The 25,733-nt window shown below is 38.3% G+C and carries 25 protein-coding genes; all 25 read left to right on the top strand.

The genetic code is table 11. The features are described from left to right. Nucleotides 1-96: 96 nt before the first annotated feature. The 25 genes from KQI94_RS01920 (at nt 97) to trxA (ending at nt 25,583) form a co-directional block, all read left to right on the top strand. The gene (locus KQI94_RS01920) at nt 97-813 is read left to right on the top strand and encodes a tRNA (adenine(22)-N(1))-methyltransferase TrmK (RefSeq protein WP_002369478.1); all 717 of its coding nucleotides are present in this window, start codon (nt 97-99) and stop codon (nt 811-813) included. Further along, entirely contained in the window at nt 797-1,915 is a 1,119-nt protein-coding gene (locus KQI94_RS01915; protein ID WP_002369477.1) for a Nif3-like dinuclear metal center hexameric protein, read from the top strand. The genes KQI94_RS01920 and KQI94_RS01915 overlap by 17 nt, the downstream gene beginning before the upstream one ends. A 29-nt stretch (nt 1,916-1,944) precedes the next feature. Then, on the top strand, nt 1,945-3,174 hold the full coding sequence (gene pepT / locus KQI94_RS01910) for a peptidase T (protein WP_002360428.1): 1,230 nt from the start codon (nt 1,945-1,947) through the stop codon (nt 3,172-3,174). A gap of 145 nt (nt 3,175-3,319) precedes the next feature. Then, nucleotides 3,320-3,586 carry a DUF1294 domain-containing protein gene (locus tag KQI94_RS01905; RefSeq protein WP_002360427.1) on the top strand — a complete coding sequence of 89 codons (267 nt, stop codon included), beginning with the start codon at nt 3,320-3,322 and terminating at the stop codon, nt 3,584-3,586. Between the two features lie 19 nt (nt 3,587-3,605). Beyond that, entirely contained in the window at nt 3,606-4,634 is a 1,029-nt protein-coding gene (locus KQI94_RS01900; protein ID WP_002360426.1) for a lysylphosphatidylglycerol synthase domain-containing protein, read from the top strand. Between the two features lie 140 nt (nt 4,635-4,774). Further along, entirely contained in the window at nt 4,775-5,347 is a 573-nt protein-coding gene (locus KQI94_RS01895) for a molybdenum cofactor guanylyltransferase (RefSeq protein WP_002369476.1), read from the top strand. An 18-nt stretch (nt 5,348-5,365) separates the two neighbouring features. Then, complete coding sequence (locus KQI94_RS01890) at nt 5,366-6,190, top strand: formate/nitrite transporter family protein (protein ID WP_002366617.1); 825 nt, start codon at nt 5,366-5,368, stop codon at nt 6,188-6,190. Beyond that, nucleotides 6,180-6,761, top strand: a complete 582-nt coding sequence (locus KQI94_RS01885) for a hypothetical protein (protein ID WP_002363879.1) — start codon at nt 6,180-6,182, stop codon at nt 6,759-6,761. The genes KQI94_RS01890 and KQI94_RS01885 overlap by 11 nt, the downstream gene beginning before the upstream one ends. Continuing rightward, the gene (locus KQI94_RS01880; RefSeq protein WP_002357722.1) at nt 6,749-7,237 is read left to right on the top strand and encodes an NAD(P)H-dependent oxidoreductase subunit E; all 489 of its coding nucleotides are present in this window, start codon (nt 6,749-6,751) and stop codon (nt 7,235-7,237) included. Before KQI94_RS01885 ends, KQI94_RS01880 begins: the two co-directional genes overlap by 13 nt. Nucleotides 7,238-7,248: 11 nt before the next feature. Beyond that, a complete protein-coding gene (locus KQI94_RS01875) occupies nt 7,249-8,547 on the top strand; it encodes an NADH-ubiquinone oxidoreductase-F iron-sulfur binding region domain-containing protein (protein WP_002390285.1) in 1,299 nt (432 codons plus the stop codon). 2 nt (nt 8,548-8,549) lie between these two features. Then, nucleotides 8,550-11,270 carry a formate dehydrogenase subunit alpha gene (gene fdhF / locus KQI94_RS01870; protein ID WP_002369472.1) on the top strand — a complete coding sequence of 907 codons (2,721 nt, stop codon included), beginning with the start codon at nt 8,550-8,552 and terminating at the stop codon, nt 11,268-11,270. A gap of 17 nt (nt 11,271-11,287) precedes the next feature. Then, on the top strand, nt 11,288-12,490 hold the full coding sequence (locus tag KQI94_RS01865) for a molybdopterin molybdotransferase MoeA (RefSeq protein ID WP_002369471.1): 1,203 nt from the start codon (nt 11,288-11,290) through the stop codon (nt 12,488-12,490). Nucleotides 12,491-13,322: 832 nt separating this feature from the next. Beyond that, entirely contained in the window at nt 13,323-13,832 is a 510-nt protein-coding gene (moaC, locus tag KQI94_RS01860; protein ID WP_002369470.1) for a cyclic pyranopterin monophosphate synthase MoaC, read from the top strand. Then, entirely contained in the window at nt 13,829-14,803 is a 975-nt protein-coding gene (gene moaA, locus KQI94_RS01855) for a GTP 3',8-cyclase MoaA (protein ID WP_002369469.1), read from the top strand. The genes moaC and moaA overlap by 4 nt, the downstream gene beginning before the upstream one ends. Before the next feature lie 2 nt (nt 14,804-14,805). Continuing rightward, nucleotides 14,806-15,240, top strand: a complete 435-nt coding sequence (locus tag KQI94_RS01850) for an MOSC domain-containing protein (protein WP_216454308.1) — start codon at nt 14,806-14,808, stop codon at nt 15,238-15,240. Continuing rightward, a complete protein-coding gene (locus tag KQI94_RS01845; protein ID WP_002361756.1) occupies nt 15,233-15,715 on the top strand; it encodes a MogA/MoaB family molybdenum cofactor biosynthesis protein in 483 nt (160 codons plus the stop codon). Before KQI94_RS01850 ends, KQI94_RS01845 begins: the two co-directional genes overlap by 8 nt. A 3-nt stretch (nt 15,716-15,718) precedes the next feature. Then, entirely contained in the window at nt 15,719-16,690 is a 972-nt protein-coding gene (locus KQI94_RS01840; RefSeq protein ID WP_002369467.1) for a molybdopterin-binding protein, read from the top strand. 18 nt (nt 16,691-16,708) lie between these two features. Beyond that, nucleotides 16,709-17,509, top strand: coding sequence for a molybdate ABC transporter substrate-binding protein (modA, locus tag KQI94_RS01835; RefSeq protein ID WP_002369466.1), 801 nt, complete (start codon nt 16,709-16,711; stop codon nt 17,507-17,509). An 8-nt stretch (nt 17,510-17,517) separates the two neighbouring features. Continuing rightward, nucleotides 17,518-18,189 (top strand): molybdate ABC transporter permease subunit, encoded by a 672-nt coding sequence (modB, locus tag KQI94_RS01830; protein ID WP_002360415.1) that lies wholly within the window; start codon nt 17,518-17,520, stop codon nt 18,187-18,189. Beyond that, the gene (locus KQI94_RS01825) at nt 18,186-19,190 is read left to right on the top strand and encodes an ATP-binding cassette domain-containing protein (RefSeq protein WP_002390519.1); all 1,005 of its coding nucleotides are present in this window, start codon (nt 18,186-18,188) and stop codon (nt 19,188-19,190) included. Before modB ends, KQI94_RS01825 begins: the two co-directional genes overlap by 4 nt. Before the next feature lie 121 nt (nt 19,191-19,311). Further along, on the top strand, nt 19,312-21,414 hold the full coding sequence (locus KQI94_RS01820) for a heavy metal translocating P-type ATPase (protein WP_002369464.1): 2,103 nt from the start codon (nt 19,312-19,314) through the stop codon (nt 21,412-21,414). Between the two features lie 268 nt (nt 21,415-21,682). After that, nucleotides 21,683-22,126 carry a cell division protein ZapA gene (gene zapA, locus KQI94_RS01815; protein WP_002357706.1) on the top strand — a complete coding sequence of 148 codons (444 nt, stop codon included), beginning with the start codon at nt 21,683-21,685 and terminating at the stop codon, nt 22,124-22,126. Between the two features lie 19 nt (nt 22,127-22,145). Then, entirely contained in the window at nt 22,146-22,694 is a 549-nt protein-coding gene (locus KQI94_RS01810) for a CvpA family protein (protein WP_002369463.1), read from the top strand. A 110-nt stretch (nt 22,695-22,804) separates the two neighbouring features. Further along, on the top strand, nt 22,805-25,171 hold the full coding sequence (locus tag KQI94_RS01805) for an endonuclease MutS2 (protein WP_002369462.1): 2,367 nt from the start codon (nt 22,805-22,807) through the stop codon (nt 25,169-25,171). A 97-nt stretch (nt 25,172-25,268) separates the two neighbouring features. After that, on the top strand, nt 25,269-25,583 hold the full coding sequence (trxA, locus tag KQI94_RS01800; RefSeq protein ID WP_002357703.1) for a thioredoxin: 315 nt from the start codon (nt 25,269-25,271) through the stop codon (nt 25,581-25,583). The last annotated feature ends 150 nt before the right edge of the window (nt 25,584-25,733 follow it).

Here is a 25,733-nt window from a genome sequence, read left to right as displayed (position 1 = left end):
TAAGTGATTACGGAGAGAAAACAGTAGATTGCACGAATGTGTAAGTTTTCATCTTCAATTGACAATGGTATAATAAGCAACGGAGGAATCAAAAATATGAATGAAAATCAATTATCAAAACGTCTCGCAACGGTTGGTGATTTAATCCCTAGAGGAAGTCGCTTAGCAGACATTGGTTCAGACCATGCTTATTTACCAGTTGCTTTAATGTTAGAAAATAAACTGTCTTTTGCTGTGGCTGGGGAAGTGGTAGAAGGTCCCTATCAATCTGCCAAAACCCAAGTCAGTAAATCCAATTTGACGGATAAAATTATCGTACGTTTAGCGAACGGGCTAGATGCAATTGAACCTGAAGATCAAATAGACGTCATTAGTATTTGTGGAATGGGCGGCACATTAATCCGAGATATTTTAGAAGCTGGACGCAAAAAAAATCGTTTAACAGGGAAGGAGCGCCTTGTTTTACAACCGAATATTGGTGAACCAACTTTACGCCGCTGGTTAATGGCAAATGACTACAGTATTATTGATGAAACAATCGTGGAAGAAAACCGTAAATTGTATGAAATTATCGTAGCCGAAAAAACAGAGCAATCCGTTTCTTATACGGACCAAGAATTACTATTTGGGCCAGTTTTAATTAAAAAACAAGGACCGGTTTTTACCAAAAAATGGCATCGAGAATTAAAACAGCGCAAAACTGTTCTTGCACAACTAGCAAAAGCAAGTGGAGAACATATTGAAAAACAAGTAAAACTACAGCAAGACCAACAATTAATTGAGGAGGTGCTGGCCAATGGCTGTGAACGGTAAGACATTGATTCGACGCTTCAATGACTATTGTCCCGAATGGTTAGCAGAAACGGGAGATCCTGTGGGCTTGCACATTGGTACGTTAGATAAACCAATTGAAAATGTGATGGTTACCTTAGATGTTCGTCCTGAGGTCGTTGCAGAAGCAATTGAGAAGCAGGTTGATTTAATTATTGCGAAACACCCACCTATTTTCCGCCCAGTTAAGCGATTAACTACAGATAATTTTCAAGAAAAAATGTACGCTGATTTATTAAAACACGATATTGCTGTTTATGCAGCGCATACTAACATGGATATTATTGACAATGGGCTAAATGATTGGTTTTGTGAATTATTGGGAATTAAACAGACCACCTTTTTAACTAAAACACATACTGTTCCTTATAAAAAATTAGCCGTTTTTGTGCCAATTGATGAAGCTCCGCAAATGAGAGAAGCTTTAGGTCTAGCTGGCGCCGGGTCTCAAGGTGATTATTCTAAAACAAGTTACTCTTTAATTGGAACAGGACGTTTTACGCCAACACAAGGAGCAAATCCCACGATTGGCGAAATTGGTCAAGAAAGTGTCGTCCAAGAAGCAAAAATCGAAGTGATTTTCCCTGAAACTAAACAAGAACAAGTTCTTGCAGCTATGTTACAGGCGCATCCTTATGAAGAACCGGCGTATGATGTTTATACCATTGAAAATCAATCAAAAGAATTTGGTTTAGGTCGGGTTGGAGTATTAGACAAGCCTGTGAGATTCTCTGATTTTGTACAGCAAGTCAAGGAAGCTTTCCAATTGGACGGCTTGCGGGTCATTGCAAAAGATGATACTAAAATGATTCAACGGGTAGCCATTTGTGGTGGAAGTGGTGAAAAATTCTATCATGATGCATTACGTAAACAAGCCGATGTCTATATTACTGGTGATGTGTATTATCATACGGCACATGACATGATTGCTGAAGATTTACCAGTCATCGATCCTGGTCATTACATTGAAGCGCTTTGTAAGCCAAAACTTGTGGAATTAATGAATCAATGGAAACAAGAAAATGAGTGGGCTGTATCCATTTTTGAATCAGAAGCGAATACCAACCCATTTCGTTTTAAATAAAAAAATGAAGATTAAAGGAGTGTTCTTTTATGTATGAAAATTTATTACCTCGTTTTTTACGCTATGTGAAAACAGAAACACGCTCAGATGCAACTAGCACAACGACACCATCAACACAAACACAAGTAGCCTTTGCACAAACCTTAAAAAAAGAATTAGAAGAATTAGGGATGAGCGATGTTATTTATAACGAAACAAATGGTTTTGTGATTGCTACGTTACCTAGTAACGTGGAGAAAGACGTTCGTTCAATCGGCTTTATTGCCCATATGGATACGGCTGATTTTAATGCAGTGAATGTTTCTCCGCAAATTGTTGAGAACTATGACGGAGAATCAACGATTCCTTTAGATAAAGAAGGCAAATTCACTTTAAATACGAAAGACTTTCCTAACTTAAAAAATTATCGTGGTGAAACACTTATCACAACAGATGGTACCACTTTATTAGGGGCTGATGATAAATCAGGTATTGCGGAAATAATGACAGCCATGGAATATTTAATTAATCACCCAGAAATTAAACACGGCACCATTCGTGTGGCTTTCGGTCCTGACGAAGAAATTGGTGTAGGTGCCGACAAATTTGATGTCGCTCAATTTAACGTGGATTTTGCTTATACAATGGATGGCGGACCAGTAGGTGAATTACAATTTGAAACGTTTAATGCGGCGCAAGCAGAAATTACAATTCAAGGGAAAAACGTTCATCCAGGAACAGCCAAAAATACAATGATTAATGCGTTACAATTAGGAATTGATTTCCATAATGCCTTACCTGCTGACGAAGTTCCAGAAAAAACAGCAGGTGAAGAAGGCTTTTATCATTTAGCAGCGTTTGCTGGAACGCCAGAAGAAGCTACAATGACGTATATTATTCGCGATCACAATCGCGAGATTTTTGAAGCACGTAAAGCTAAAATTAAAGAAATTCAGCAAACATTGAATGCACCATTTGATGAAGAACGAATCAAAGTTGATTTATTTGATCAATACTATAATATGCGAGAAGTGATTGAAAAAGATATGTCCATTGTCGAAATTGCTAAACAAGCAATGGAAGAATTGTCAATTCAACCAATTATTGAACCTGTTCGCGGTGGAACGGATGGCTCAAAAATTTCTTATTTAGGGATTCCAACACCAAATATCTTTGCTGGTGGCGAAAATATGCATGGCCGTTTTGAATTTGTTTCATTACAAGCCATGGAAAAAGCGACCAATGTGATTATTAAAATTGCTGAATTAAATGCAAAATAAATGAGGTACTCAATAGGAAAGTAAGAAAACGGGCAACCGAGAGCTTACTTTCCTGTTGTAGTTTCATGAGTCATTGAAATTTTTTTTGCAATTAGAATCAGAACAAGGTATCCTAGTACAGTAACTAGTTAGGAGGCCAGAAAGAATGCTTCAGTGGATAGTAATCATTTATTTCCTCGTCATTAATTTAGTATTGTTTAGTATGATGGGTTATGATAAAAAACAAGCAAAACGTGGGAACTGGCGTATTCCAGAACGCCGCTTATTGACGATAGGACTTGTCGGTGGCGGTCTAGGTGGGCTAATGGGACAAAAGAAATTTCATCATAAAACCCAAAAACCAGTTTTTGCATTGTGTTATTCAATTGGCGTAATCGCGATGATTAGTTGCATCTATCTAACGTTTAAGTAAGAACAAAAAAGGAGAAGCGATGAAAGGAAAAGTAAAAATTGGCTTAAATATGTTGTTAATGATTATCGTTTTAGGCGTAATCTTTTATGTCATGGATAATTCATTAAGTGATATTTTTGCTCAACTGATGGAAACGAGTTGGCTGGTGCTGATTGCTGTTATTTTTTTTGGAGTAGTTTATCAATTTGCAGAAGGGCGCTCAATCAAGGAAATAGCTCGTTATTTTAACAAAGACTTTACAACAGTGGATGGTTTTTTTACTTCTTGTTATGTAGCATTTTATCGGATTATTTCATTTGGCACGGGAACCTTGCTTTCAGAAATTTATTTTTATAAGAAAAAAGGAATTCCTGTTTCTAAAAGTGTGGGGATAACGGCATTACATATGATTATGTACAAAGCAGCCGTAATTTTTTTAGCAATTATTGGTTTGATTATTCAATTTTCCCTGTTTTATGAAAATGCGCCTAAAATGATTCCATTCATTTTAGCAGGTGTTATTTTAACATTAGTAATAATTGCAGCATTACTTATTTTATCTAGTAGCTTAAAGTTGCAAGTTTTATTGGTTAAGTTTGCCAATCGTTGGTTTAAACGACCAAAACTAAGAGATTGGGTGGATAATTGTAATTTACAAATCTATTCCTTGCGGGCAGCTGTCCAAACAATTACACAAGATCGCTCAGCGTTGCTTCGAATCTTTTCATGGAATGTATTTAAATTATTATTTTGGTACATTATTCCTTACATTGTTTTAGTAGAAAATCACCCGAATATTGATTTATTATTAGTGATGTCCTTTACCAGTTTTGCTGTTATTCTTTCAGGAGTTATTCCGACACCTGCTGGCATTGGTCCATTTGAATTTGTTTACTTATTGTTGTTTAAACCATTGGTCGGAAATGTTGATGCCGTAGCATCTGTTTTACTGTATCGATTTGGTAGCTTTGTGTTACCCTTTTTGATTGGCTTGGTTTATGTCGCCATTGAGAAACGAAAATCATTACGCATTGAGATTGAAGAAATAAAACGTCAAACAGATGAATAAGGTAGAACGAGAAAAAGAGTCGCTCTTTTTCTCGTTCTTTTTTTTTAAAAGGAATTGACTTGTACGAGGGATGTCTTATAATAGACTTAACACATGACTAAAAAATATTTTTTTGAACTAATAAAAATTATGGTAAAGGGGTGGCGAAAATTATTGCTGATTGTACAGCAGTGCTGTTATGCGGCGGGAAAAGTTCACGGATGGGATTTGATAAAGCATTATTGAAAATTCAAGGGCAATACGTGATCTTGCAAACAGCTGAAAAGTTAATGGAACTGTTCGAAGAGGTTATTTTAGTAACGAATGATAGTCAAAAATTTCCTAAGGCGTTTAGAAAATGCACAATCATTCAAGATATGTATCTTGGAAAGGGGCCATTAGGTGGGATTGTGACAGCAATGAACTATACTCAGAAAGCTGAAGTGTTTGTAATTGCCTGTGATATACCAACTTTTTCTCCTAAACTTGTGTATCAGTTAGCCTCTAAGCGTGGACAAAATCAAGTAACAATCTTTGACTTTGAAGGTCGTCAAGAACCATTATTTGGCTTTTATCGATGTTCTTGTTTACCAACATTTCAAAAACAGCTTGCGCAAAATAACTATCAGATTCGGCAAGAATTTGAGCATCTATCTGTAAAAACGGTGCAACTATCAAAAGAGAATCAACTTAAAAATGTCAATCGAAAAGAAGAATTGTCTCAGTGGTATTGATAAAAAGGAGGAATCGTAATGGATTTTTTCAGTAGTGAAGAAATAGTTGCAAGCTTAGGTGATAAGGCAAAAATGAAAGGGAAATTATCGTTTGTTCGACTCTGTATTTTAGGCATCATGGCTGGTTTTTGTATTGCACTAGGTTACTTGGCGTTTATTCGTATCACTGGAACCGCCCCCACAGAATGGGGAAGTTTTAACAATTTTCTGGGTGGAGCTTTATTTCCAGTTGGATTGATAGCGCTTACTTTTGTTGGTGGTGAGTTAGCAACAGGCAATATGATGGTAATGACATTAGGCGTATTACAGAAAAAGGTTCGAGTGGGCGCTCTTTGTTATAACTGGCTAGTTGTTTTATTGACCAATTGTCTAGGCGGATTTCTTGTGGCGTATTTATTTGGCCATATTGTTGGGTTAACTGAAGGTGCGTTTCTGGATAAAACAGTCGCAGTTGCTCAGGCGAAAATTGCTGATCCACCGCTAGTTGCTTTTGTTTCAGGGATTGGCTGTAATATTTTTGTTTGTTTAGCGGTTTATCTCGGAGCGTTGGCAAAATCATATTTAGGTAAAATGTTTGGCTTATGGTTTCCTGTCATGGTTTTCGTTGTTTGTGGGTTTCAACACGTGGTCGCCAATGCATTTATTATTCCAGCGGCAATTTTTTCACAAAGTACCACAATCAGTTGGTGGGATTATTTGCAGAATACATTATGGGTATTTTTAGGCAATGCAGTAGGGGGCAGTCTTTTTATGGCCGTACCATTGATCTTTATGACAAAACCAGCAACTGTCAAACCAAGAGTTGAGAAAACGATTCAGACGGAGGAGCTCTATGGCAATTGAGGTACCAAACATGATTCAAATTGGTTCTACTGGTCGGAATAGTGGCAAAACGACATTAGCCGAAGCCCTTATTAAACAGTACCAAGAAGTCTATCCAATTTATGGCTTGAAGATTATTACGATTAGTGGTCAACGAGGGGTGTGTCAACGAGGCACAAAAGGATGCGGAATTTGTACCAGTATTACAGCTGGTTATGAATTAGTAGAAGAGCAAGAGACGATTGGCAATAAAGATACCATGAAATTATTAGCTGCAGGTTGTCAAAAAGTTTTTCTATTGAAAGTTTTTCAAGAAAATTTGGCGGAAGCCATTCAGCAATTTCTGAAAGCTGTGCCGGCCCAAGCATTAATCATTTGTGAATCAAATTCATTACGTAATGTTGTGCAGCCAGGACTATTTCTTATGATGAATAACCAGAATCGTCAAAAAGAATCAGCAAAAAAAGTCATAGATAAAGCCGATTTTTGTTTACTATCTGCTGAAATACCAAAAGAATTGCGTATCTATTATCAAGGAGAACAACTTCAAGTTTCACTAAAAAGGGGGAATAAAAAGGAATGTGTGCATTAAGCTTAATTGAAAAAGAAGCGATTATTCTAGAAAACGATGCTGATCCACAACGAATTTTAAATATTTTAATTGAATTACAATTTGCTTCAGAGGAAGGGTATATCGATCAGGAAACAGCTCAATTAGTTGCAGAGCATCTACATTTAACGGAAGCGCGAGTCTATGAAATCGTCAGTTTTTATGCCATTTTAAAGACGGAACCGCAAGCGAAGTATGTCTTGAAGATTTGTAACAGTACGCCGTGTCATTATACTGGTGGAGCGATGGTTGCAGAGGTTTTAGAAACCATTTTAGAAGTGCCAGAGAATCAGCCGACACCAGATGGCTTATTTATGTATCACAGTATTCCTTGTATCGGGGCTTGTGATTTAGGTCCAGTAATTAAAATTAAGGACACCGTTTTTAGTCAACTAACAGAAGAGAAAATTTATCAATTAATTCAACATTTACAAAATGATTGCTATGAAGGATTGTAGGAGGTGAGTCAATGCTTAAGAGAAACCAACCAATGTTATTAGAGAGAATGGGGAAAATGCAATCTGCGACCGATGTTTCTGAATATTGTAAATACGATGGATTTGATGGTTTAAAAAGAGCAATTTCACTATCGGATGAAGAAATTTTAAACGAACTGGATATTGCGCACTTAAGAGGTCGCGGTGGAGCAGCCTATCCTTTAGGAAAAAAATGGCGCCATCTTTATCATGCAAAAGGAACCACAAAGTACATTGTTTGTAATGCTGATGAAGGCGAACCAGGGACCTTTAAGGATAAAGTACTTTTATCTGAAGATCCATTGAGTGTGATTGAAGGAATGATCATTGCTGGCTATTTATTTTCAGCAAAAGCAGGTTATATTTATATGCGAGGAGAATATCGCAGAATTCAAAAAACATTTCAAGAAGCACTCGATAATGCACGACAAGCTGGCTTTTTAGGGGAAAACATTTTAGGAATTGAAGGATTCAATTATGATATTACGATTATTTCTGGTGCTGGCGCCTATATTTGTGGGGAAAATTCAGCACTTTTAAATTCAATTGAAGGAAAAACGGGACGGCCGCGTGTCAAACCACCACACTTAGCAGATGTTGGTTTATATTTGCAACCAACATTAGTAAATAATGTTGAATCATTTGCAAGTGTTCCTGTAATTTTACGAGAAGGTGGACAAGCCTTTTTAGAGATGGGTACTGCCGATGGTGGCGGAACAAAGCTAATTTGTTTGTCTGGACATATTAAAAATCGGGGCTTATACGAGGTCAACCTTGGAACACCATTAGAAGAAATAATTTATGGCGAGCAATACGGCGGAGGCTCTGCAACTGGTCGAGCATTAAAATTTATTCACTTCGGTGGACAATCCGGTCCAATTGGTGCTGTCGCAACGTTAAGGGATTGTTTGTATTCCTACGAAGATTTATGGGCGCATGACTTATCTGTCAGCTCTGGCGCAATTGTAGTAATGGATGATTCAGTCAATGTTGTGGACTATTTAGTACACGTGGCGGCCTTTTTTGCTCATGAGTCCTGTGGTAAATGCACCCCTTGTCGATTGGGAACAACTAGGATTTTGGAATTATTGAGTAAATTCAATCGGAACGAGGCAACAGCTAGTGATTTGCCACGATTGGAAAAGATGCTCACGCATGTCACGCGATTATCAGCTTGTGGTTTGGGCCAATCCGTCGCAAATCCAATGAAGAGTGCATTGGCTTTGTTTCCAGAAGAATTTGAAACGACTGCTGAAACAGAAATCTATGCCACCAGCAAAGGAGGTTGGTAAAAATGAAAACAAAGTTGCATACGCAAACAGTTACATTGTCTATTGATAACCAAGAAGTAACTGTGCCTAAAGGGACTACCATTCTCGAAGCAGCGAAAGGGCTAGGTGTTGAAATCCCAACGCTCTGTCATTTAAAGGAATTAGCGCCTGATGGTTCTTGTCGGATGTGCGTGGTTGAGGTGGAAGGCGGCCGACGTGGTGGCTTAACAACTGCTTGTACGGCACATTGTCAAGAGGACATGGTTGTGTCAACACATTCTGAAAAAGTTGCTGATTCCAGACGTTTTATTCTTGATTTATTATTGAGTAATCATAAATTAGAATGTTTTTCTTGTGGAAAAAACGGGGATTGTCAATTACAACAGTATGCGCTAGATTATGGGATTGATGCCACTAGCTTTACCGAGGGAAAAAGAATGCCTTGCCATCAAGAAGATACCAGTAATCCATTTTTCTCTTATGATCCAGAAAAGTGTATCATGTGTCGTCGTTGTGCCCGTGTCTGTCAATTGCGGCAGGGAAGAGATGTACTCAGTATTGCTAATCGTGGCTTTGAAACAAAAATGATGCCGAGTTATGGGCAGGCGTTTGATCAATCTATCTGTGAATCATGTGGCAATTGTGTCTCTTCCTGTCCTACAGGAGCGTTAACAGCAAAAGATACGAAAGAGTACCGCAAATGGGAAACCCAGAAAATTCCTACAACTTGTCCGCATTGTGGGACAGGCTGTCAGATGAATTTACTCGTTAAAAACAATCGTTTGGTGGGTGTTGAACCCCTAGATGGACCAGCTAATAAAAATTTACTTTGTGTGAAAGGAAAATTTGCTTCATATAAATTTGTTGGGTCAGGAGATCGCTTAACGGAGCCATTAATTAAACGGAATGGGATTTTTGAACCTGCTTCTTGGGAAGAAGCCTTAACGCTTGTTTCGTCAAAATTTAACGAAATTAAAGCAGAAAACGGTCCGGATGCTCTTGCTGGTTTTTCGTGCTCTAGAGCGACAAATGAAGATAATTATGTCTTTCAAAAAATGGTGCGTGCTGCTTTTGGTACCAATAATGTTGATAACTGTGCCCGTGTTTGTCATTCGGCTTCGGTCCATGGTTTAGCCCAAACCTTAGGCTCTGGTGCGATGACTAATCCTATTGCTGATATCACTGAAGATGTCGACATGATTTTATTAGTAGGTTCCAATCCAGAAGAAGCTCATCCAGTTATTGGTGCGCAAATTCGCCAAGCCATCCAAAGAGGAACGCAAGTTGTTGTTGTTGATCCGCGGAAAATTAACTTAGTGAAGGATAGTGCGCTGCATTTACAAGTTCAGGCGGGAACGAATGTCGCATTTGCTAATGGCATGATGCATGTGATTTTGAAAGAAGGTTTAGCAGATCGCCACTTTATTGAAGAACGGACAGAAGGATTTTTAGATTTAGAAAAAATGGTGGCTGATTATACGCCGGAAAAAGTCGCAGAAATTTGTCATATTCATCCAGAAGATTTAATTCAAGCAGCACGCATGTATGCAAAAGCAGAGAAAGCACCAATCATTTATTGTTTAGGCGTAACGGAACATTCGACAGGAACTGAGGGTGTTATGAGTATGTCTAATTTGGCAATGTTGGTTGGTAAAGTTGGAAAACCAGGCTGTGGTGTCAATCCTTTGCGAGGTCAAAATAATGTTCAAGGTGCTTGCGATATGGGCTGTATGCCTTATGATTTCCCAGGCTATCAAAAAGTCAATAATCCAGAAGTAATCGACAAATTTGAAAAAGCTTGGCATGTGCCGTTAAATCGAAACACAGGTTTAACTTCTACTAAAGTCTTGCCAGCAGCAACGGCAGGAAATGTCAAAGGCCTTTATATTTTTGGAGAAGATCCAATTGTTACGGATCCAGACACAGGACATGTTCGTCAAGCTTTAGAAAGTTTAGACTTTTTAGTTGTTCAAGAATTATTTATGACAGAAACGGCTGCTTATGCAGATGTCGTTTTACCAGGTATCAGTTATGCAGAAAAAGACGGGACATTTACAAATACAGAACGGCGCGTGCAAAGAGTCCGTAAAGCTGTTGAACCAAGAGGACAAGCGCGAGAAGACTATGAAATTTTTTGTGAAGTCATGACACGAATGGGCTATCCTTGTGCGTATGAATCTGCAAAAGAAATTATGGAAGAAATTTCAGCTGTGACGCCTTCGTTTGGTGGAATTAATTATGAACGATTAGAGAAGGAGAGCTTACAATGGCCTTGTCGTAGCTTGACAGATCCAGGTACGCCGATTATGCATGTGGGCAGTTTTGCTCGTGGGAAAGGTTTATTTAAAGCAATTCCGTATAAGCAAGCACAAGAATTACCAGATGAAGAGTACCCGTATTTAATGTCGACAGGCCGAATGCTTTACCATTACAATACCCGAGCAATGACAGGACGAACGGAAGGGATTAACCAAATAGCGAATCACTCTTATATTGAGATAAATGCAGTCGATGCACAAGCTCTGGGAATCCAAGAAGGTGACAAAGTTGAAGTTCATTCTCGACGTGGCAAAATCGAAACCTATGCGGCTGTCGGAAATCGAGTATTTCCGCAAGAAGTCTTTATGACATTCCACTTTCCAGATGGGAATGTTAACGAAATCACCAATGCTGTATTTGATGATATCGCCACAATTCCTGAATATAAAGTTTGTGCCGTTGCGATTAAACCAGTGAATAAATAAAAAAGGATGGTTAAAACATGATCGAGTTGGAAGAAGCACGAGAGAAAATGACCCAACATATGAAGAGTCAATGTGAAACAGAAGAAGTGGCGCTGCTTGATTCCTTGGGACGGATTAGCGGAGAAACCATTTTTGCAGAGACAGCGATTCCTCATTTTCCTCGTGCCGGGATGGATGGGTATGCCGTTCGTGCAGTAGAAACACGAGGTGCGACTGCTGAAAGCCCAAGTTGTTTAAAAGTCGTCGGTTCTTTAGTGGCAGGGGATTCCATGTTTTATTGTAATCAGACGAATAACTGTGCGATTAAAATAACAACAGGTGCTTTTATTCCAACCGATTTTGATGCTGTAGTGCCACAAGAATGGACGGATTTTGGGCAAGACCATGTTAAAATTTTTCGCTCTGTCACTGCGGGCCAAAACTATGCGGAAATTGGAGAAGATATTGCTTTTCAGCAAAAAATTTTAGCAAAACATCAACAGATTAATAGTCGCATGATTGGTTTGTTGGCAATGCAAGGGATTGATAAAGTTGTTGTTTTGAAGCGCATGAAAGTGGGGATTTTAGCGACCGGTAGTGAGTTAGTTTCTTTGGAAGAACCGCTGTCAGTTGGGAAAATTTATAATAGTAATCTCTACATGTTAGCAGCTTTTGTCAAAGCGAGTGGTAATGAAGTAATCCACCTAGACCATTGTTCAGATGACCCTGAAGAATTAGCGAAGAGGCTGATTGAGATTTCACCGAAACTTGATGTATTAATTACTTGTGGTGGTATTTCGGTAGGTGAAAAGGACAATTTACCTTTAGCGATTAAACGTATCGGAGGAACAGAGTTGTTTCATTTTGTAAATATGAAACCTGGAACCCCAGTTATGGGAAGTAAATTTCAAGAAACACTCATTTTAAGCGTTTCAGGCAATCCGTTTGCGGCAATGGTTAATTTACATCTTTTTTACTGGACATTATTAGCTACTTTTTTTAATTGTGTCGAGTTAAATCTCAAGGAACGAACAGTAATTTTAGCGCATGAATTAGCACCAAGTAGACTACGTCGATTTTACCGATCGAAAGAAATAGATGGCACAGTAAATTTAGTGACAAAAAGTCATCTTTCATCCAATTTATCAAATACTTTAGAAACAAATTGCCTGCTAGAACAACCAGCTGGTGTACTACTCAAAAAAGGCGCGCTTGTAAAAGTCTATTATTGGCAGACTTGATGACAACCTGACCTAAGATTAGTATGAAAGTAAGAGCCTGGAACAAAAATCACTTTGGATTTTTGTTCCAGGCTTAAAAATTGATAAACGGCGGGAACAGAAGCAACACTACGCGTTGCTCCGATCTCAACAACTTCTAAGGTGTTTTCTCGACATGCGTCTCGTCACAGTACAGCCTTCAAAAGAGCTACAGCTCTAAGAGTTGCGATGTTTCACTGTGAAGCATGAACAGATGAAATCATCGTACCTACTTGGTGAAGGTCCTTCGGAAATAAGCCGAAATTGTTGAAAATCACGAAGAACGTAGTGATTCGATGATGAACAATACCTACTTCGCAGAGCTCCGATCTCATCAATCTCTAAGTGATAAATCACTAAGAATTGAAGGACTTGGTCTCCAAAAATTAAAGAACACCGGGTCCTTCAATTCTAGCATGTTCCATGCGTAGAAATTGATGCGAACGAAACGGAGTGTAGTGTATCATGCAACATCAACTCGTTCCTCGTTGTGTTTTATGACAATTTTCGGAAATTTCTTCTTATTGCTGAGAAACACTATTTGCAAAGCAAATAGATGTTGAACAGTACCTACTTGGTTCTCGGAGTTAAGCACTTCTGTCCCGACCTCTTATTGCTTATCAAGTTTTAAGACTTAGACAAAAGTCTGGTCGGGCTAAGCAAAGCACGTAATTTTTGTCGCTTAACTTTTTTAACTTCGATTTCTCGCTAAAAAAAATTATGGATGCCAGATTGTTTTTTTGATGCAAGAGTGATACACTTGAAAAAGAAGTATTGTGTAAACGTTAACAAATGTCAAATGTGAGGTGGAGAAATGGTTCAAAGTAAGGAATTTACGCACTTGAATACACAAGGAGAAGTGCATATGGTTGATATTTCGGAAAAAAATGACACTCAAAGAACAGCCCTCGCTTATGGAGAAATTCACATGTTGGAAGCGACAGCAGAAGCGATCCAGACCCAAATGATTAAAAAAGGTGAAGTATTACAGGTAGCAAGAGTAGCTGGGATTACCGCCGCGAAACGAACGTTTGAATGGATTCCTTTGTGTCATTTGGTTGCTTTGACAAAGTGTGAAATTCAGTTTGATTGGCGCAATCAAACTTGTTTAGAAGTACGTTGCTTTACAAAAACAGTGGGTTCAACTGGCGTTGAAATGGAAGCGCTAACAGGTGTGCAGGCAGCACTCTTAACAATTTATGACATGTGTAAAGCAATTGATCGCGGAATGACAATGACAAACATTGGTTTATTAGAGAAAAATGGTGGACGTAGTGGTCATTTCATTCGTTCTTCAATTAAATCAAAGGAAAGTGATGAGTGAACAGCATGAAAGATGCATTTAACCGTGAAATTGATTATGTTCGTTTGTCTTTAACAGATCGTTGTGACTTACGTTGCACGTATTGCATGCCAGCAACAGGTCTTTGCTTTTTAAAAAAAGAGCAGCTTCTAACAGATGATGAGATTATTTTTTTACTGAGGATATTAGCGAAAGAAGGCATCAAAAAAGTTAAATTAACAGGTGGTGAACCGCTTGTTAGACCGAATTTACTCTCTTTAATTAAAAGGATAAAGCAAATCTCAGGCATCGAAAAAGTAACCCTAACGACTAATGGCATGAAGTTAGCTCGTGAGGCTCAAGGGTTAAAAGAGGCGGGCTTGGACGGCATTAATATTAGCTTAGACACTTTGGATCCAGAAGAATTTCGAGAAATAACAAGAGTTGGTCAGTTAAGGAATGTTCTGGCGGGCTTAGAACAAGCGATTGATGTGGGATTACCTAATATCAAAATTAATACTGTAGCTAGGAAAGAGCTAAGTGAAGCAACAATTGTAGAACTGGCTGAAATCGCTAAGAAAGAGACTGTGCATCTTCGTTTCATTGAAATGATGCCAATTGGATTAGGGAAGGCGCATCCAGGTATGCAACAAGAAGAAGTAGAAGCCATTTTAACCAAACATTATGGAACGTTGCAACCATACCAAAAACCATTGGGCAATGGCCCTGCTAGTTATTACGCCTTAAAAGATTTTAAAGGAAAAATAGGTTTTATTAGTGCATTAGGGCATTGTTTTTGCGAGACGTGCAATCGAATCCGAATTACTGCAGACGGCCATTTAAAAACGTGCCTGCATTCTGCAGACGGCTACTCGTTAAAGGAAGCTTTAGCTAAGGAACAAACAGCAGAATTGTTAGGGATTATTAAGAGTGGCATTGCCTGTAAGCCTGAAAAACATCTTTTCTTGGAACAACAAGGAGAACAACGATTTATGTCACAAATAGGAGGGTAAGTATGAAAACAGGAGAAATTATTGCAATAAATATTAGCCAGCGAAGAGGCACACAGAAAAAGGAAATTCCTGAAGTCAACTTAATTAAAGGTTTCGGATTAGAAAATGATGCGCACGGCGGGAATTGGCATCGACAAGTCAGTTTGTTATCTTTTGAAGAAATAACGGCTTTCAATGAAAAAGGAGCTCGGGTTGGCAATGGTGCTTTTGGGGAAAACATAATCGTCTCAGGGATTGATTTACGTCAATTACCTGTTGGAACGAAAATGAAAATAGGTGATTCCGAATTGGTGGTTACTCAAATTGGGGAAGAGTGCCATAAACACTGTCAGATTTACGCGCGAGTGGGCGATTGCATCATGCCTAGAGAAGGAATCTTTGCAGTCGTTGTGACAGAAGGTCATATTAAAAAAGGAGACCAGTTAGACGTTGTTTAAAGTGGGCATTGTAACATTAAGTGATCGTTGCTTTCAAGGGCTTGCTGTCGACCAATCGGGTCCCTTGATTCGTGAACAGTTACCTGCGCTCTACCAGGTAACCAAACAAACCATTTTACCAGATGAAGAAAATCAATTAGTAGAGCTATTGCAAGAGTGGTCTAAGACCTGTGATTTGATTTTAACGACAGGCGGCACAGGGTTGAGTGAACGGGATCGGACCCCAGAAGCTACCTTACGTGTAGCAGAGCGAATCATTCCTGGGATCAGTGAGGGCTTGCGTCAACTTAGCTTGGAAAAAACACCATTTGCTATGTTAAGTCGAGGCGTTTCTGTTCAAAGAGGACGCACGCTCATTGTTAATTTGCCTGGTAGCCCGAAAAGTGTAACAGAACATTTGCATTTTTTGTTGCCTGTTTTGCCCCACGCTTTGGATTTAATCACAAATAAAAAAATCATACATGATGAGGAATAAACCATGAAAACAATTCGAACAGAAGAGGCAGTTGGCCTTCCATTGAGTCATGATATTACGCGAATTGACTATGGGAAGACCAAGGAAGTGTGTTTTAAAAAAGGACATATAGTTGTTCAAGAAGATATTCCAATTCTTTTATCATTAGGGAAAAAACATCTGTTTGTTTCCTTGGATCCAGCAGAAATACATGAAGAAGAGGCAGCGACATTTTTGTATAACCTGTTAACAGATGACTCATGTCAGCCGAGTGAAGTCCATGAAGGGAAAATTGTTGCTAAAGCTAGCACGAGAGGTCTTTTAAAAGTCAATCGAGAAAAATTAATTGCTTTAAATGAAATTGAAGGTCTTGCCTTGTCAACTAAAATTACCAATATAGAAGTTCAGAAAGATGAAAAAGTTGCAGCCTTTCGAGTGATTCCACTAACAATTTCTAGAGGGCAATTAGAAAAGGCACGCCAGCTCAGCACGTCTGAGCCACTAATCTCTGTGAAACCTTTCAAAAAAATACGGGTCGGGATTGTAACTACTGGCAGTGAAGTTTACACAGGATTGGTTGAGGATGCTTTTTACCCTGTGTTAAAAGCCAAGTTCTCCGCGTATCCTTTAGTTACGATTGTCAAGCAAGAAATTGTCGATGATCAGCCGCAAAAAATTACTGTTGCGATCAAAAAGATGTTAGCACAAGGGCTTGATCTGATTGTTTGTACAGGTGGTATGAGTGTAGATCCTGATGATTTGACACCGTTAGCAATTAAGCAGACAGGTGCTGAAATCGTAACCCATGGGACACCAGTCTTACCAGGCTCAATGTTTTTGCTAGCTTATAAAGGAGAGCAAACGATCATTGGCTTACCAGGTGGTGTTTTATTTTCAGAAAAAACGGTTTTTGATTTGTTGTTACCAAGATTAATGGCCAAAGAAGTGATTAAAAAATCTGAAATTATTGACTTGAGTTATGGCGGGTATTTATAAAAGAAAAGAGGCGTTCAAATGTCTAAACAAAAAAAGACTGTGTTCTTGCTTAGTTTATTCAGTTTAGTTGCCCTAATTGCTGCATGTACAAATCAGCCGCAAAAAGAAACAGTTTCAACAAAAAAAGAAGAAATAACCCTTGCGGCAGCAGCTAGCTTAGAATCAGTCATGGAGAAGAAAATTATTCCAGCCTTTGAAAAAGAGCATCCAGATATTCAGGTAACTGGAACCTATGATAGTTCTGGAAAATTACAGATGCAAATTGAAAAAGGCCTAAAAGCCGATGTATTTTTCTCGGCTTCGACAAAACAAATGAATGCATTGGTTGCAGAAAAACTAATTAATAAGAAAAGTGTCGTTCCTTTATTGGAAAACCAGCTCGTTCTTATTGTGCCTAACCAAGATCAAGCAAAGTGGCATGATTTTTCTGATTTAAAAAAAGCCCAAATGATAGCAATTGGTGATCCTGCAAGTGTTCCAGCTGGTCAATATGCCGAAGAAGGCTTAAAAGCTTTAGGCGCTTGGTCTTATGTAGAAAAACACGCAAGCTTTGGCACGAATGTAACAGAAGTCCTTGAATGGGTAGCTAATGCAAGTGCAGAAGCTGGCTTAGTTTATGCGACAGATGCAGCAACCAATTCAAAAGTAGCGATTGTTGCGGCCATGCCTGAAGCTGCTTTGAAGAAGCCAATCATCTATCCAGTTGGTAAAGTTGCCGCCTCTAAGAAACAAAAATCAGCGGATGCTTTTTTTAATTTTTTACAGAGTCAACAATGCAGAAAATATTTTGAAAATATTGGCTTTAAGTTAACAAAGTAGGTGGGAAAATGGATGTTCGACCAATTCTTTTATCTTTTCAGACAGCAATAATCGCCATTTTATTTACTTTTATTTTAGGAACAGGCGTTGCATATATTGTTTTTCGTTTGAAAAATCGTAAATTAAAAATTCTTTTGAATAGTTTATTTACGTTACCATTAGTTTTACCGCCGACTGTTTTTGGTTTTTTTCTCTTAACTATTTTTGGTGTTCAGCAACCAGTGGGCCAGTTTTTACTTGATTTTTTTGCCATTCAAGTTGTTTTTTCATGGCCAGCTACGGTTATTGCTGCCGTTGCTGTTTCATTTCCTTTAATGTATCGTTCAGCCTTAACGGCGTTTGAACAAATGGATAGTGAATTGTTGGCTGTGGCCCAGACACTCGGATTTTCGGAAAGTCGATATTTTAGAAAAATTGCGTTACCTTTGTCGATGAACGGTCTCTTGGCCGGTGGCGTGTTAGCCTTTGCCCGCGGGTTAGGTGAATTTGGAGCGACGACAATGTTAGCAGGGAATATTGCTGGCAAAACAAGAACGCTTCCTTTAGCTATCTACTCTGCTGTAGCAAGTGGGGATTGGCGTTTAGCCAATCAATATGTTGTGATTATGTTATTACTTTGCCTGATTATTTTATTTTTTACGGAATTTTTTAGTCAGCGCGCTTGGAGAAGATCGGAATGAGATTAATTGTTGATATTCAAAAAGAATTGAAAAGTCATACTTTGCAAATTCAGTTTGAAACAAAGACGCAAACAACAGGAATTTTAGGTGCTTCTGGTTGTGGCAAGAGTATGTTATTAAAATGTATTGCGGGTGTTGAGACTGCGGATAAAGGTCAGATTGTTTTAAATGATCAAGTCTTATTCGATGCTGAAAAAAAGATCAATTTGTCGCCGCAACAACGAAAAATTGGTCTTTTGTTTCAGCAGTATGCGTTGTTTCCTCATTTATCGGTAGTAGAAAATCTCACGTGCGTGACAAAAGATTTACAATTGGTCACTCAATTGCTTGCGTCTTTTCACTTAACTAAAGTCCAACAACAATATCCTAGTCAACTTTCTGGAGGACAAAGACAACGAGTGGCTTTTGCGCGAATGCTAGCGGCTCAGCCGGCTTACCTATTATTAGATGAGCCATTTTCCGCATTAGATGCACCCTTAAAGGAAGAGCTGCAAATTGAACTTCAACAGCGATTAAGTAATTTAAATCAACATGCCTTAATTGTGAGTCATAGTTTAGATGAACTGTATAAGTTATGTCAGAGTTTAGTGATAATCACAAAAAACCAAACACTTTTTGGTGCAACAAATCAATTATTTAACCAACCTCAAACGATTGAAGCAGCTAAACTCACTGGTTGTAAAAATATTTGGCCTGTCAAACGCATAGATGCGCACAGAGTCCAAGTGATTGGCTGGCAACAAACACTAATGGTTACACAAGAAGTTCCTATTTCTTGTCATTCTATAGGTATTCGGGCCCATGATTTCACAACAGAACCGCAGGCAACCAATCAAATCGAAGTGCATCACTTACAAACATTGTCAGCACCTTTTGAACAAAGTGCTTGGTTTCAACACCAACAAACCAAAATTTGGTGGAAAGGGAGCAATAGACTCAATCCGAAAGTTATTACTCAGTTATCCATTCCACCTACAGCAATTATGCCATTATGTCTATAAAATAGAAAAAGATTACGTGAAGCGGTTGACATATGATTGCATCTTCATTTATAATAGATTCATGAAAGGTTATTCATGTAAACGGAATAATCGCTATTATATAGGGAGTGAAGGTGTTTAAATGCAAAAGAGTTATAAACTAGAAGGACTTGATTGTGCAAGTTGTGCAGACAAAATTGAAAAATCTGTCCAAAAAATTCACGGAGTAGAAAAAGCGCGTGTGGACTTCATGGCTGAAAAAATGACACTGGAAGTTGAATCAGGACATGATTTAGAAGTCGAAAATGAAGCGCGTGCAGTGATTGGTAAGTTAGAACCAGATGTCAAAGTTATTTCTTTAAAAGATGTCAAAGAAGAAGAGGGACGTAATCCAAATAAGAATCGCTTAATTCGTATCATTATTGCATTTGTTTTATTTTTAGCACTTATTATCATTAAACCAAGTAATAATTGGGTTGCTTTGGCGTCTTATTTAGTCGTTTATGTCTTAATTGGTGGCGACATTGTCAAACGAGCGGTAACGAATATTTTTCGTGGGGAAGTGTTTGATGAAAATTTCTTAATGTCTGTGGCAACGATTGGGGCATTCTTTATTGGGGAATATCCCGAAGCTGTGGCAGTAATGTTATTCTACCAAGTCGGCGAATGGTTCCAAAGTGCTGCAGTTGATCAATCCAGAAAATCAATTGCCAAATTAATGGATATTCGTCCAGATTCAGCAAATCTTTTAGTAAATGGACAAATAAAAGCGGTCGCTCCAGATACAATTGAAATTGGGCAACAAATATTAGTGAAACCAGGTGAAAAAGTTCCGTTAGATGGCCACATTATTGATGGATCAAGCATGGTAGATACCTCTGCGTTAACTGGTGAATCCGTTCCAAGAACGGTCAAAGTCGGCGATGAAATCTTAGGTGGTTTTATCAATAAAAATGGGGCCTTGACCATTAATGTTACGAAAAAATTTGGGGATTCAACAGTTAGCAAAATTTTAGATTTAGTTGAAAATGCTAGCAGTAAAAAAGCCCCTGCAGAAAACTTTATTTCTAAATTTGCTCGTTACTATACACCAGTTGTCGTTGTTTTAGCTATCCTATTGGCAGTGATTCCACCATTTATTTTCCCTGATACTTCTATTAATGAATGGGTTTATCGGGCATTAACGTTCTTGGTTATTTCTTGTCCATGTGCCTTAGTCATTTCTGTTCCTTTAAGTTTCTTCGGTGGAATTGGCGGAGCTAGCAAACTAGGTGTTTTAATTAAAGGAAGTAACTATTTAGAAATTTTAGCGAATACGGAAACAATTGTTTTTGATAAAACTGGTACGCTAACAAAAGGAAATTTTGTGGTTCAAAACATAACTAGTGTTGTTTTGCCTAAAGAAGAGTTGTTACGTTTAACAGCAACAGCAGAACAATTATCCACTCATCCTATTGCTATTTCTATTAAAGAAAGCTATGGCAAAGAAACTGTTCCAGCAACAGCAATTGAAGAGGTTGCCGGACACGGTATCAAAGCCACAATTGAAGGCAAAACAGTTTTAGTCGGTAATGCGAAGTTAATGAAACAATTTGGTATCGAAGCACCAGAAGTGAAGGAAGCGGGAACTTTAATTTTTGTCGCTATTGATAATCAATTTGCAGGCTACTTAGTGATTGCGGATCAATTGAAACCAGACGCCATTTCAGCAATAAAAGAATTAAAAGCTGAAGGGGTCAAACAAACTGTTATGCTGACTGGAGACAATCAACAAGTTGCAGAAGCTATTGCAAAAGAAGTTGGTGTTGACAAAGTTTATGCAGAACTTTTACCAGATGGCAAAGTGGATCGTTTAGAAGAGTTGTTAAAAGCATCCTCACCTAAAAACAAAGTTGCCTTTGTTGGTGACGGCATGAATGATGCACCTGTTTTAGCCCGGGCTGATGTTGGGATTGCCATGGGTGGTTTAGGAAGTGACGCGGCAATTGAAGCTGCTGATGTGGTGATTATGAATGATGAACCAAGTCGTATCGCCTCTGCGATTAAATTATCAAGAAAAACATTGAGAATTGTTAAACAAAACATTATCTTTGCGATTGCTGTTAAAATCATTGTTTTGGTACTAGGTGCATTAGGCTTGGCTTCAATGCAAGCAGCAGTGTTTGCTGATGTTGGTGTAACTATTATCGCTGTTTTAAATGCTATGCGTTGTTTACGTGTAGAAAAGATGAAAGATAATAACTAAGCCTTAAAAAGTACAGCTGAGACGAACGTTTTTAGCTGATTATCAGGTTTTGAGCGTGGGACAAAAATCACTTTGACTTTTTGTTCCACGCTTTTTCTCCTACACAATTTCTATTCGTTCTTAAATTGCCAGAGTTCTTGTAAAGAAATCTTTAAATTTTTCGCTTTGTGGCATATAATAAGAGAGAATTTGTACGAAAATTGCGCTTCGCTTTTTTTTCATGGTACAATAAGCAAGAATGGATTGATTTACAGGAGGGAACCTCAACATGGCATCAAATGAAAAAACACGATATAAAGCAATCATTGCAGACCATACGTATACAATTATTGGCCAAGAGTCAAAACAACATATGGATTTAGTCACAAAAATTGTCAACGAACAACTGGCGGAAATTAAACATCTTTCTCCGCAAACTGATACGGAACAAGCTTCTGTTTTATTAGCAATTAATGCAATTTCAGATCAACTAAAAAAACAAGAATATGCTTTAAAATTGGAAAAACAAGTAGCAGATTTAAAACAGAAAACCATTCGTTTGGCTGAATTAGAGAATCGTGTGCGCCGAATGGAAATTATCGAAGAAGAAGCACGGGATGTTTTGAAAAAGAATGGACAAGAAGATGTAGAAATTCATAATCATGTGGAAGCCCAACAAATTTTGAATGAAAATCGAAAACAGCAGATTCAAAATAAAGGTGTTTCGGAGTAGTTCCTGAAAGGATGACAAGATGTTAACAATACTTATTTTATTACTTTTAGCCTTTGGATTTTATACAGGAGCTAAACGAGGCTTGATTTTACAAGTGCTCTATTCGGTAGGTTACTTAATTTCATATTTTGTTGCTCGAACTTATTACAAAGAGGTCGCCTCTCATTTAGAATTGTATATTCCATATCCATCGGTTACGCCAACGTCAAAGCTTGTCTTTTTTAATCAAGAGATTTCTTTAGACTTGGACAAAGCCTTTTATTCAGCGGTTGCGTTTCTATTATTGCTGTTTGCAGGCTGGTTAGTCGTTCGTTTTTTAGCGATCTTTTTACATGGATTAACATTTATTCCAGTTTTGAAACAGGTAAATGGACTATTAGGTGGCGTATTAAGTGTTCTTGTGTTATACGTGGGTCTTTTTCTAGTGTTAGCTACGGCGTCAATGATTCCGTCAGATGTTGTCCAAAATCAGTTTCGGTCAAGTGGCTTGGCACGAGGCATTGTAAAAAATACCCCAATTCTAACAAAACAAGCATATGAATTATGGGTTGAACCAATTACGAAATAAAGCTGAATGGGACTGAGATAGAGATAAGAAGTAAGTGAGCAAAGCGAAACTTCTTATGTTATGTCTCAGTCTTTTCAACAAATGAAAAAGTTAGAAAAGTAGGTGGAAAAATGAATCAGCGTATTCTATCAACATTAGGGTTTGATAAAGTAAAACAACAGTTGTTGCAATTTATTGTGACAGCTCAGGGGACAAACGAAGTTTCGGAATTATTACCGATTGCTGATGAAAATAAAATTCAATCATGGCTAAATGAAACACAGGATGGTTTAAAAGTTCAACGATTACGTGGTGGAATCCCCATTCCTAAATTAGAAAATATCCAACCACACATGAAACGGATTGAAATTGGTGCGGATTTAAATGGCATAGAATTAGCACAAGTAGGCCGTGTCTTGTCGACTACTTCAGAACTGACTCGTTTTTTTGATGAGTTAAGTGAAAATGAAGTGGATTTTGAACGTTTATATATGTGGCGAGAGCAACTAGAAGTTTTGCCTGAATTAAATCGCCAACTCAAACAAGCCATTGATGATGATGGCTACGTCACAGATGAAGCTTCGCCAGCCTTAAAGGCAATTCGGCAAAATATTCGACGTAGTGAGCAGACCATTCGAGAAGAACTAGATAGTATTATTCGTGGGAAAAACGCACGTTACCTTAGTGATGCCCTTGTTACTATGCGAAATGAACGCTACGTGATTCCAGTCAAACAAGAATATAAAAATATTTTTGGTGGCGTGGTTCACGACCAAAGTGCTTCAGGTCAAACCTTATTTATTGAACCTAAACAAATTTTAGAAATGAATAATCGCTTGCGACAACAACAAATTGCCGAAAGAAATGAGATTACTCGCATCTTGGCAGAACTGTCGGCCGAGTTGGTCCCTTATCGCCGTGAAATTACGCATAATGCTTATGTCATCGGTAAACTTGATTTTATTAATGCTAAGGCGCGACTTGGAAAAGAACTAAAAGCAGTTGTTCCAGAAATTAGTCAAGCAAATCATGTAGTTTTTAAACAAGCCCGGCACCCACTATTGGATCCAGAAAAAGCTGTAGCCAATGACATTGTGATTGGAGAAGAATATCAAGCAATTGTGATTACAGGGCCTAATACCGGCGGGAAAACCATTACTCTGAAAACGTTAGGTCTTTTACAATTAATGGGCCAAGCTGGATTACCTATTCCAGTGGAAGAAGAGAGTAAAATGGGGATTTTTACAGAAGTATTTGCGGATATCGGGGATGAACAATCGATTGAACAAAGTTTAAGTACTTTCTCTTCACATATGACGAATATCGTGTCTGTCTTAAAGAAAGTCGATCATCAAAGTTTAGTACTATTTGATGAATTAGGTGCTGGGACAGATCCGCAAGAAGGGGCCGCTTTAGCGATTGCCATTTTAGATTCATTGGGTGCTAAAGGAGCCTATGTGATGGCAACAACCCATTATCCTGAATTAAAAGTGTATGGCTATAATCGAGCTGGAACAATCAATGCCAGTATGGAATTTGATGTAGATACTTTGAGTCCAACCTATCGTTTATTAATTGGCGTGCCTGGCCGAAGTAATGCTTTTGAAATTTCGAAACGTCTTGGATTAGACAACAGTATTATTGAAGCTGCAAAACAAATAATGGACGGTGAAAGTCAAGATTTAAACGAAATGATTGAAGACCTGGAAAACCGTCGCAAAATGGCCGAAACTGAATACTTAGAAGCTCGCCACTATGTCGATGAATCGGCAGCTTTGCATAAGGAACTAAAAGAAGCCTATCAAGTATTTTTTGAAGAACGAGAAAAAGAATTACAAAAAGCGCGGAAAGAAGCAAATAAAATTATTGCAGAAGCGGAAGAAAACGCAGAAACCATTATTTCTGATATTCGCAAAATGCAATTGGAAAGTGGCCAACAAGGTGGTGTCAAAGAACATCAGTTAATTGATGCGAAAACACAACTTTCTCAATTACACCATGAAGAAACCAAGCTTGCTAAAAACAAAGTGCTGAAGAAGGCGAAAGAACAGAAAAAATTAAAAGCTGGCGATGAAGTAATTGTCAATACTTACGGCCAACGAGGGACCTTATTAAAAGACAACGGCAAAGGACAATGGCAAGTCCAATTAGGCATTTTAAAAATGAACGTATCTGAAGAGGATATGACGCCTGTCGCTCCACAAAAAGAAGCAAAACCAAGAGTTACAACGGTTCGTTCTGCAGAAAGCAGTCATGTTGGCACACAACTAGACTTACGTGGCAAACGCTACGAAGAAGCATTGGCAGAAGTTGACCAATACATTGATGCTGCGATTCTAGCGGGCTATCCACAAGTAACCATTGTTCACGGCAAAGGAACAGGTGCATTAAGAACCGGAATAACGGAATTTTTAAAAAATCACCGCAGTGTGAAAAGCTATGAATTTGCACCACAAAACCAAGGTGGTAATGGTGCGACTGTCGTAAAATTCCAATAAACAAGGACTTACAATAAGTAAGCAGAACACTCGCTATCTTAGAGATGACGTGTTATACTAAGCATGTAATAAGAGTAAAGAGTAGGAGGTTTGTGAAATGACACAAGCAATTACCGATAAAGATTTTGCAACAGAAACAGATGAAGGATTAGTCTTAATCGACTTTTGGGCAACTTGGTGTGGCCCTTGTCGTATGCAAGCACCCATCTTAGAACAATTATCTGAAGAATATGATGAAGACGAAGTAAAAATCGTCAAAATGGATGTGGATGAAAATCCTGCAACACCAGCAAGTTTTGGAATCATGAGCATCCCAACATTGCTATTGAAAAAAGATGGCGAAGTTGTTGAAAAAGCAGTCGGTGTTCATACAAAAGACCAATTGCAAGCAATGATTGCCAAACACTTATAAACGTTGATTAGTCATTACGAATAGTCTGATTCAGTCTGAAGAGAAATCATTAGCGATTGTCTTTTCAGGCTGTTTCTTTCGTACATAAAGTAGCGGCTTTTTTTGTTTAATTACAAAAAGAGGTGTATAATAGATGAAGCATTTTGTTAG

It is taken from the genome of Enterococcus sp. S183_ASV_20 (assembly GCF_018919685.1).
In the GTDB taxonomy this organism is placed as follows: domain Bacteria; phylum Bacillota; class Bacilli; order Lactobacillales; family Enterococcaceae; genus Enterococcus; species Enterococcus faecalis.
The sequence above is the reverse complement of the archived record's forward strand: the minus strand, read 5'-3'. Positions and strand labels throughout refer to the sequence as shown.

Excerpts from the sequence above, each read along its gene's own strand:
- KQI94_RS01920 (WP_002369478.1), top strand. The coding sequence starts at position 97 with ATGAATGAAAATCAATTATCAAAACGTCTCGCAACGGTTGGTGATTTA.
- KQI94_RS01915 (WP_002369477.1), top strand. The coding sequence starts at position 797 with ATGGCTGTGAACGGTAAGACATTGATTCGACGCTTCAATGACTATTGT.
- pepT (WP_002360428.1), top strand. The coding sequence starts at position 1,945 with ATGTATGAAAATTTATTACCTCGTTTTTTACGCTATGTGAAAACAGAA.
- KQI94_RS01905 (WP_002360427.1), top strand. The coding sequence starts at position 3,320 with ATGCTTCAGTGGATAGTAATCATTTATTTCCTCGTCATTAATTTAGTA.
- KQI94_RS01900 (WP_002360426.1), top strand. The coding sequence starts at position 3,606 with ATGAAAGGAAAAGTAAAAATTGGCTTAAATATGTTGTTAATGATTATC.
- KQI94_RS01890 (WP_002366617.1), top strand. The coding sequence starts at position 5,366 with ATGGATTTTTTCAGTAGTGAAGAAATAGTTGCAAGCTTAGGTGATAAG.
- KQI94_RS01885 (WP_002363879.1), top strand. The coding sequence starts at position 6,180 with ATGGCAATTGAGGTACCAAACATGATTCAAATTGGTTCTACTGGTCGG.
- KQI94_RS01880 (WP_002357722.1), top strand. The coding sequence starts at position 6,749 with ATGTGTGCATTAAGCTTAATTGAAAAAGAAGCGATTATTCTAGAAAAC.
- KQI94_RS01875 (WP_002390285.1), top strand. The coding sequence starts at position 7,249 with ATGCTTAAGAGAAACCAACCAATGTTATTAGAGAGAATGGGGAAAATG.
- fdhF (WP_002369472.1), top strand. The coding sequence starts at position 8,550 with ATGAAAACAAAGTTGCATACGCAAACAGTTACATTGTCTATTGATAAC.
- KQI94_RS01865 (WP_002369471.1), top strand. The coding sequence starts at position 11,288 with ATGATCGAGTTGGAAGAAGCACGAGAGAAAATGACCCAACATATGAAG.
- moaC (WP_002369470.1), top strand. The coding sequence starts at position 13,323 with ATGGTTCAAAGTAAGGAATTTACGCACTTGAATACACAAGGAGAAGTG.
- KQI94_RS01850 (WP_216454308.1), top strand. The coding sequence starts at position 14,806 with ATGAAAACAGGAGAAATTATTGCAATAAATATTAGCCAGCGAAGAGGC.
- KQI94_RS01840 (WP_002369467.1), top strand. The coding sequence starts at position 15,719 with ATGAAAACAATTCGAACAGAAGAGGCAGTTGGCCTTCCATTGAGTCAT.
- modA (WP_002369466.1), top strand. The coding sequence starts at position 16,709 with ATGTCTAAACAAAAAAAGACTGTGTTCTTGCTTAGTTTATTCAGTTTA.
- modB (WP_002360415.1), top strand. The coding sequence starts at position 17,518 with ATGGATGTTCGACCAATTCTTTTATCTTTTCAGACAGCAATAATCGCC.
- KQI94_RS01825 (WP_002390519.1), top strand. The coding sequence starts at position 18,186 with ATGAGATTAATTGTTGATATTCAAAAAGAATTGAAAAGTCATACTTTG.
- KQI94_RS01820 (WP_002369464.1), top strand. The coding sequence starts at position 19,312 with ATGCAAAAGAGTTATAAACTAGAAGGACTTGATTGTGCAAGTTGTGCA.
- zapA (WP_002357706.1), top strand. The coding sequence starts at position 21,683 with ATGGCATCAAATGAAAAAACACGATATAAAGCAATCATTGCAGACCAT.
- KQI94_RS01810 (WP_002369463.1), top strand. The coding sequence starts at position 22,146 with ATGTTAACAATACTTATTTTATTACTTTTAGCCTTTGGATTTTATACA.
- KQI94_RS01805 (WP_002369462.1), top strand. The coding sequence starts at position 22,805 with ATGAATCAGCGTATTCTATCAACATTAGGGTTTGATAAAGTAAAACAA.
- trxA (WP_002357703.1), top strand. The coding sequence starts at position 25,269 with ATGACACAAGCAATTACCGATAAAGATTTTGCAACAGAAACAGATGAA.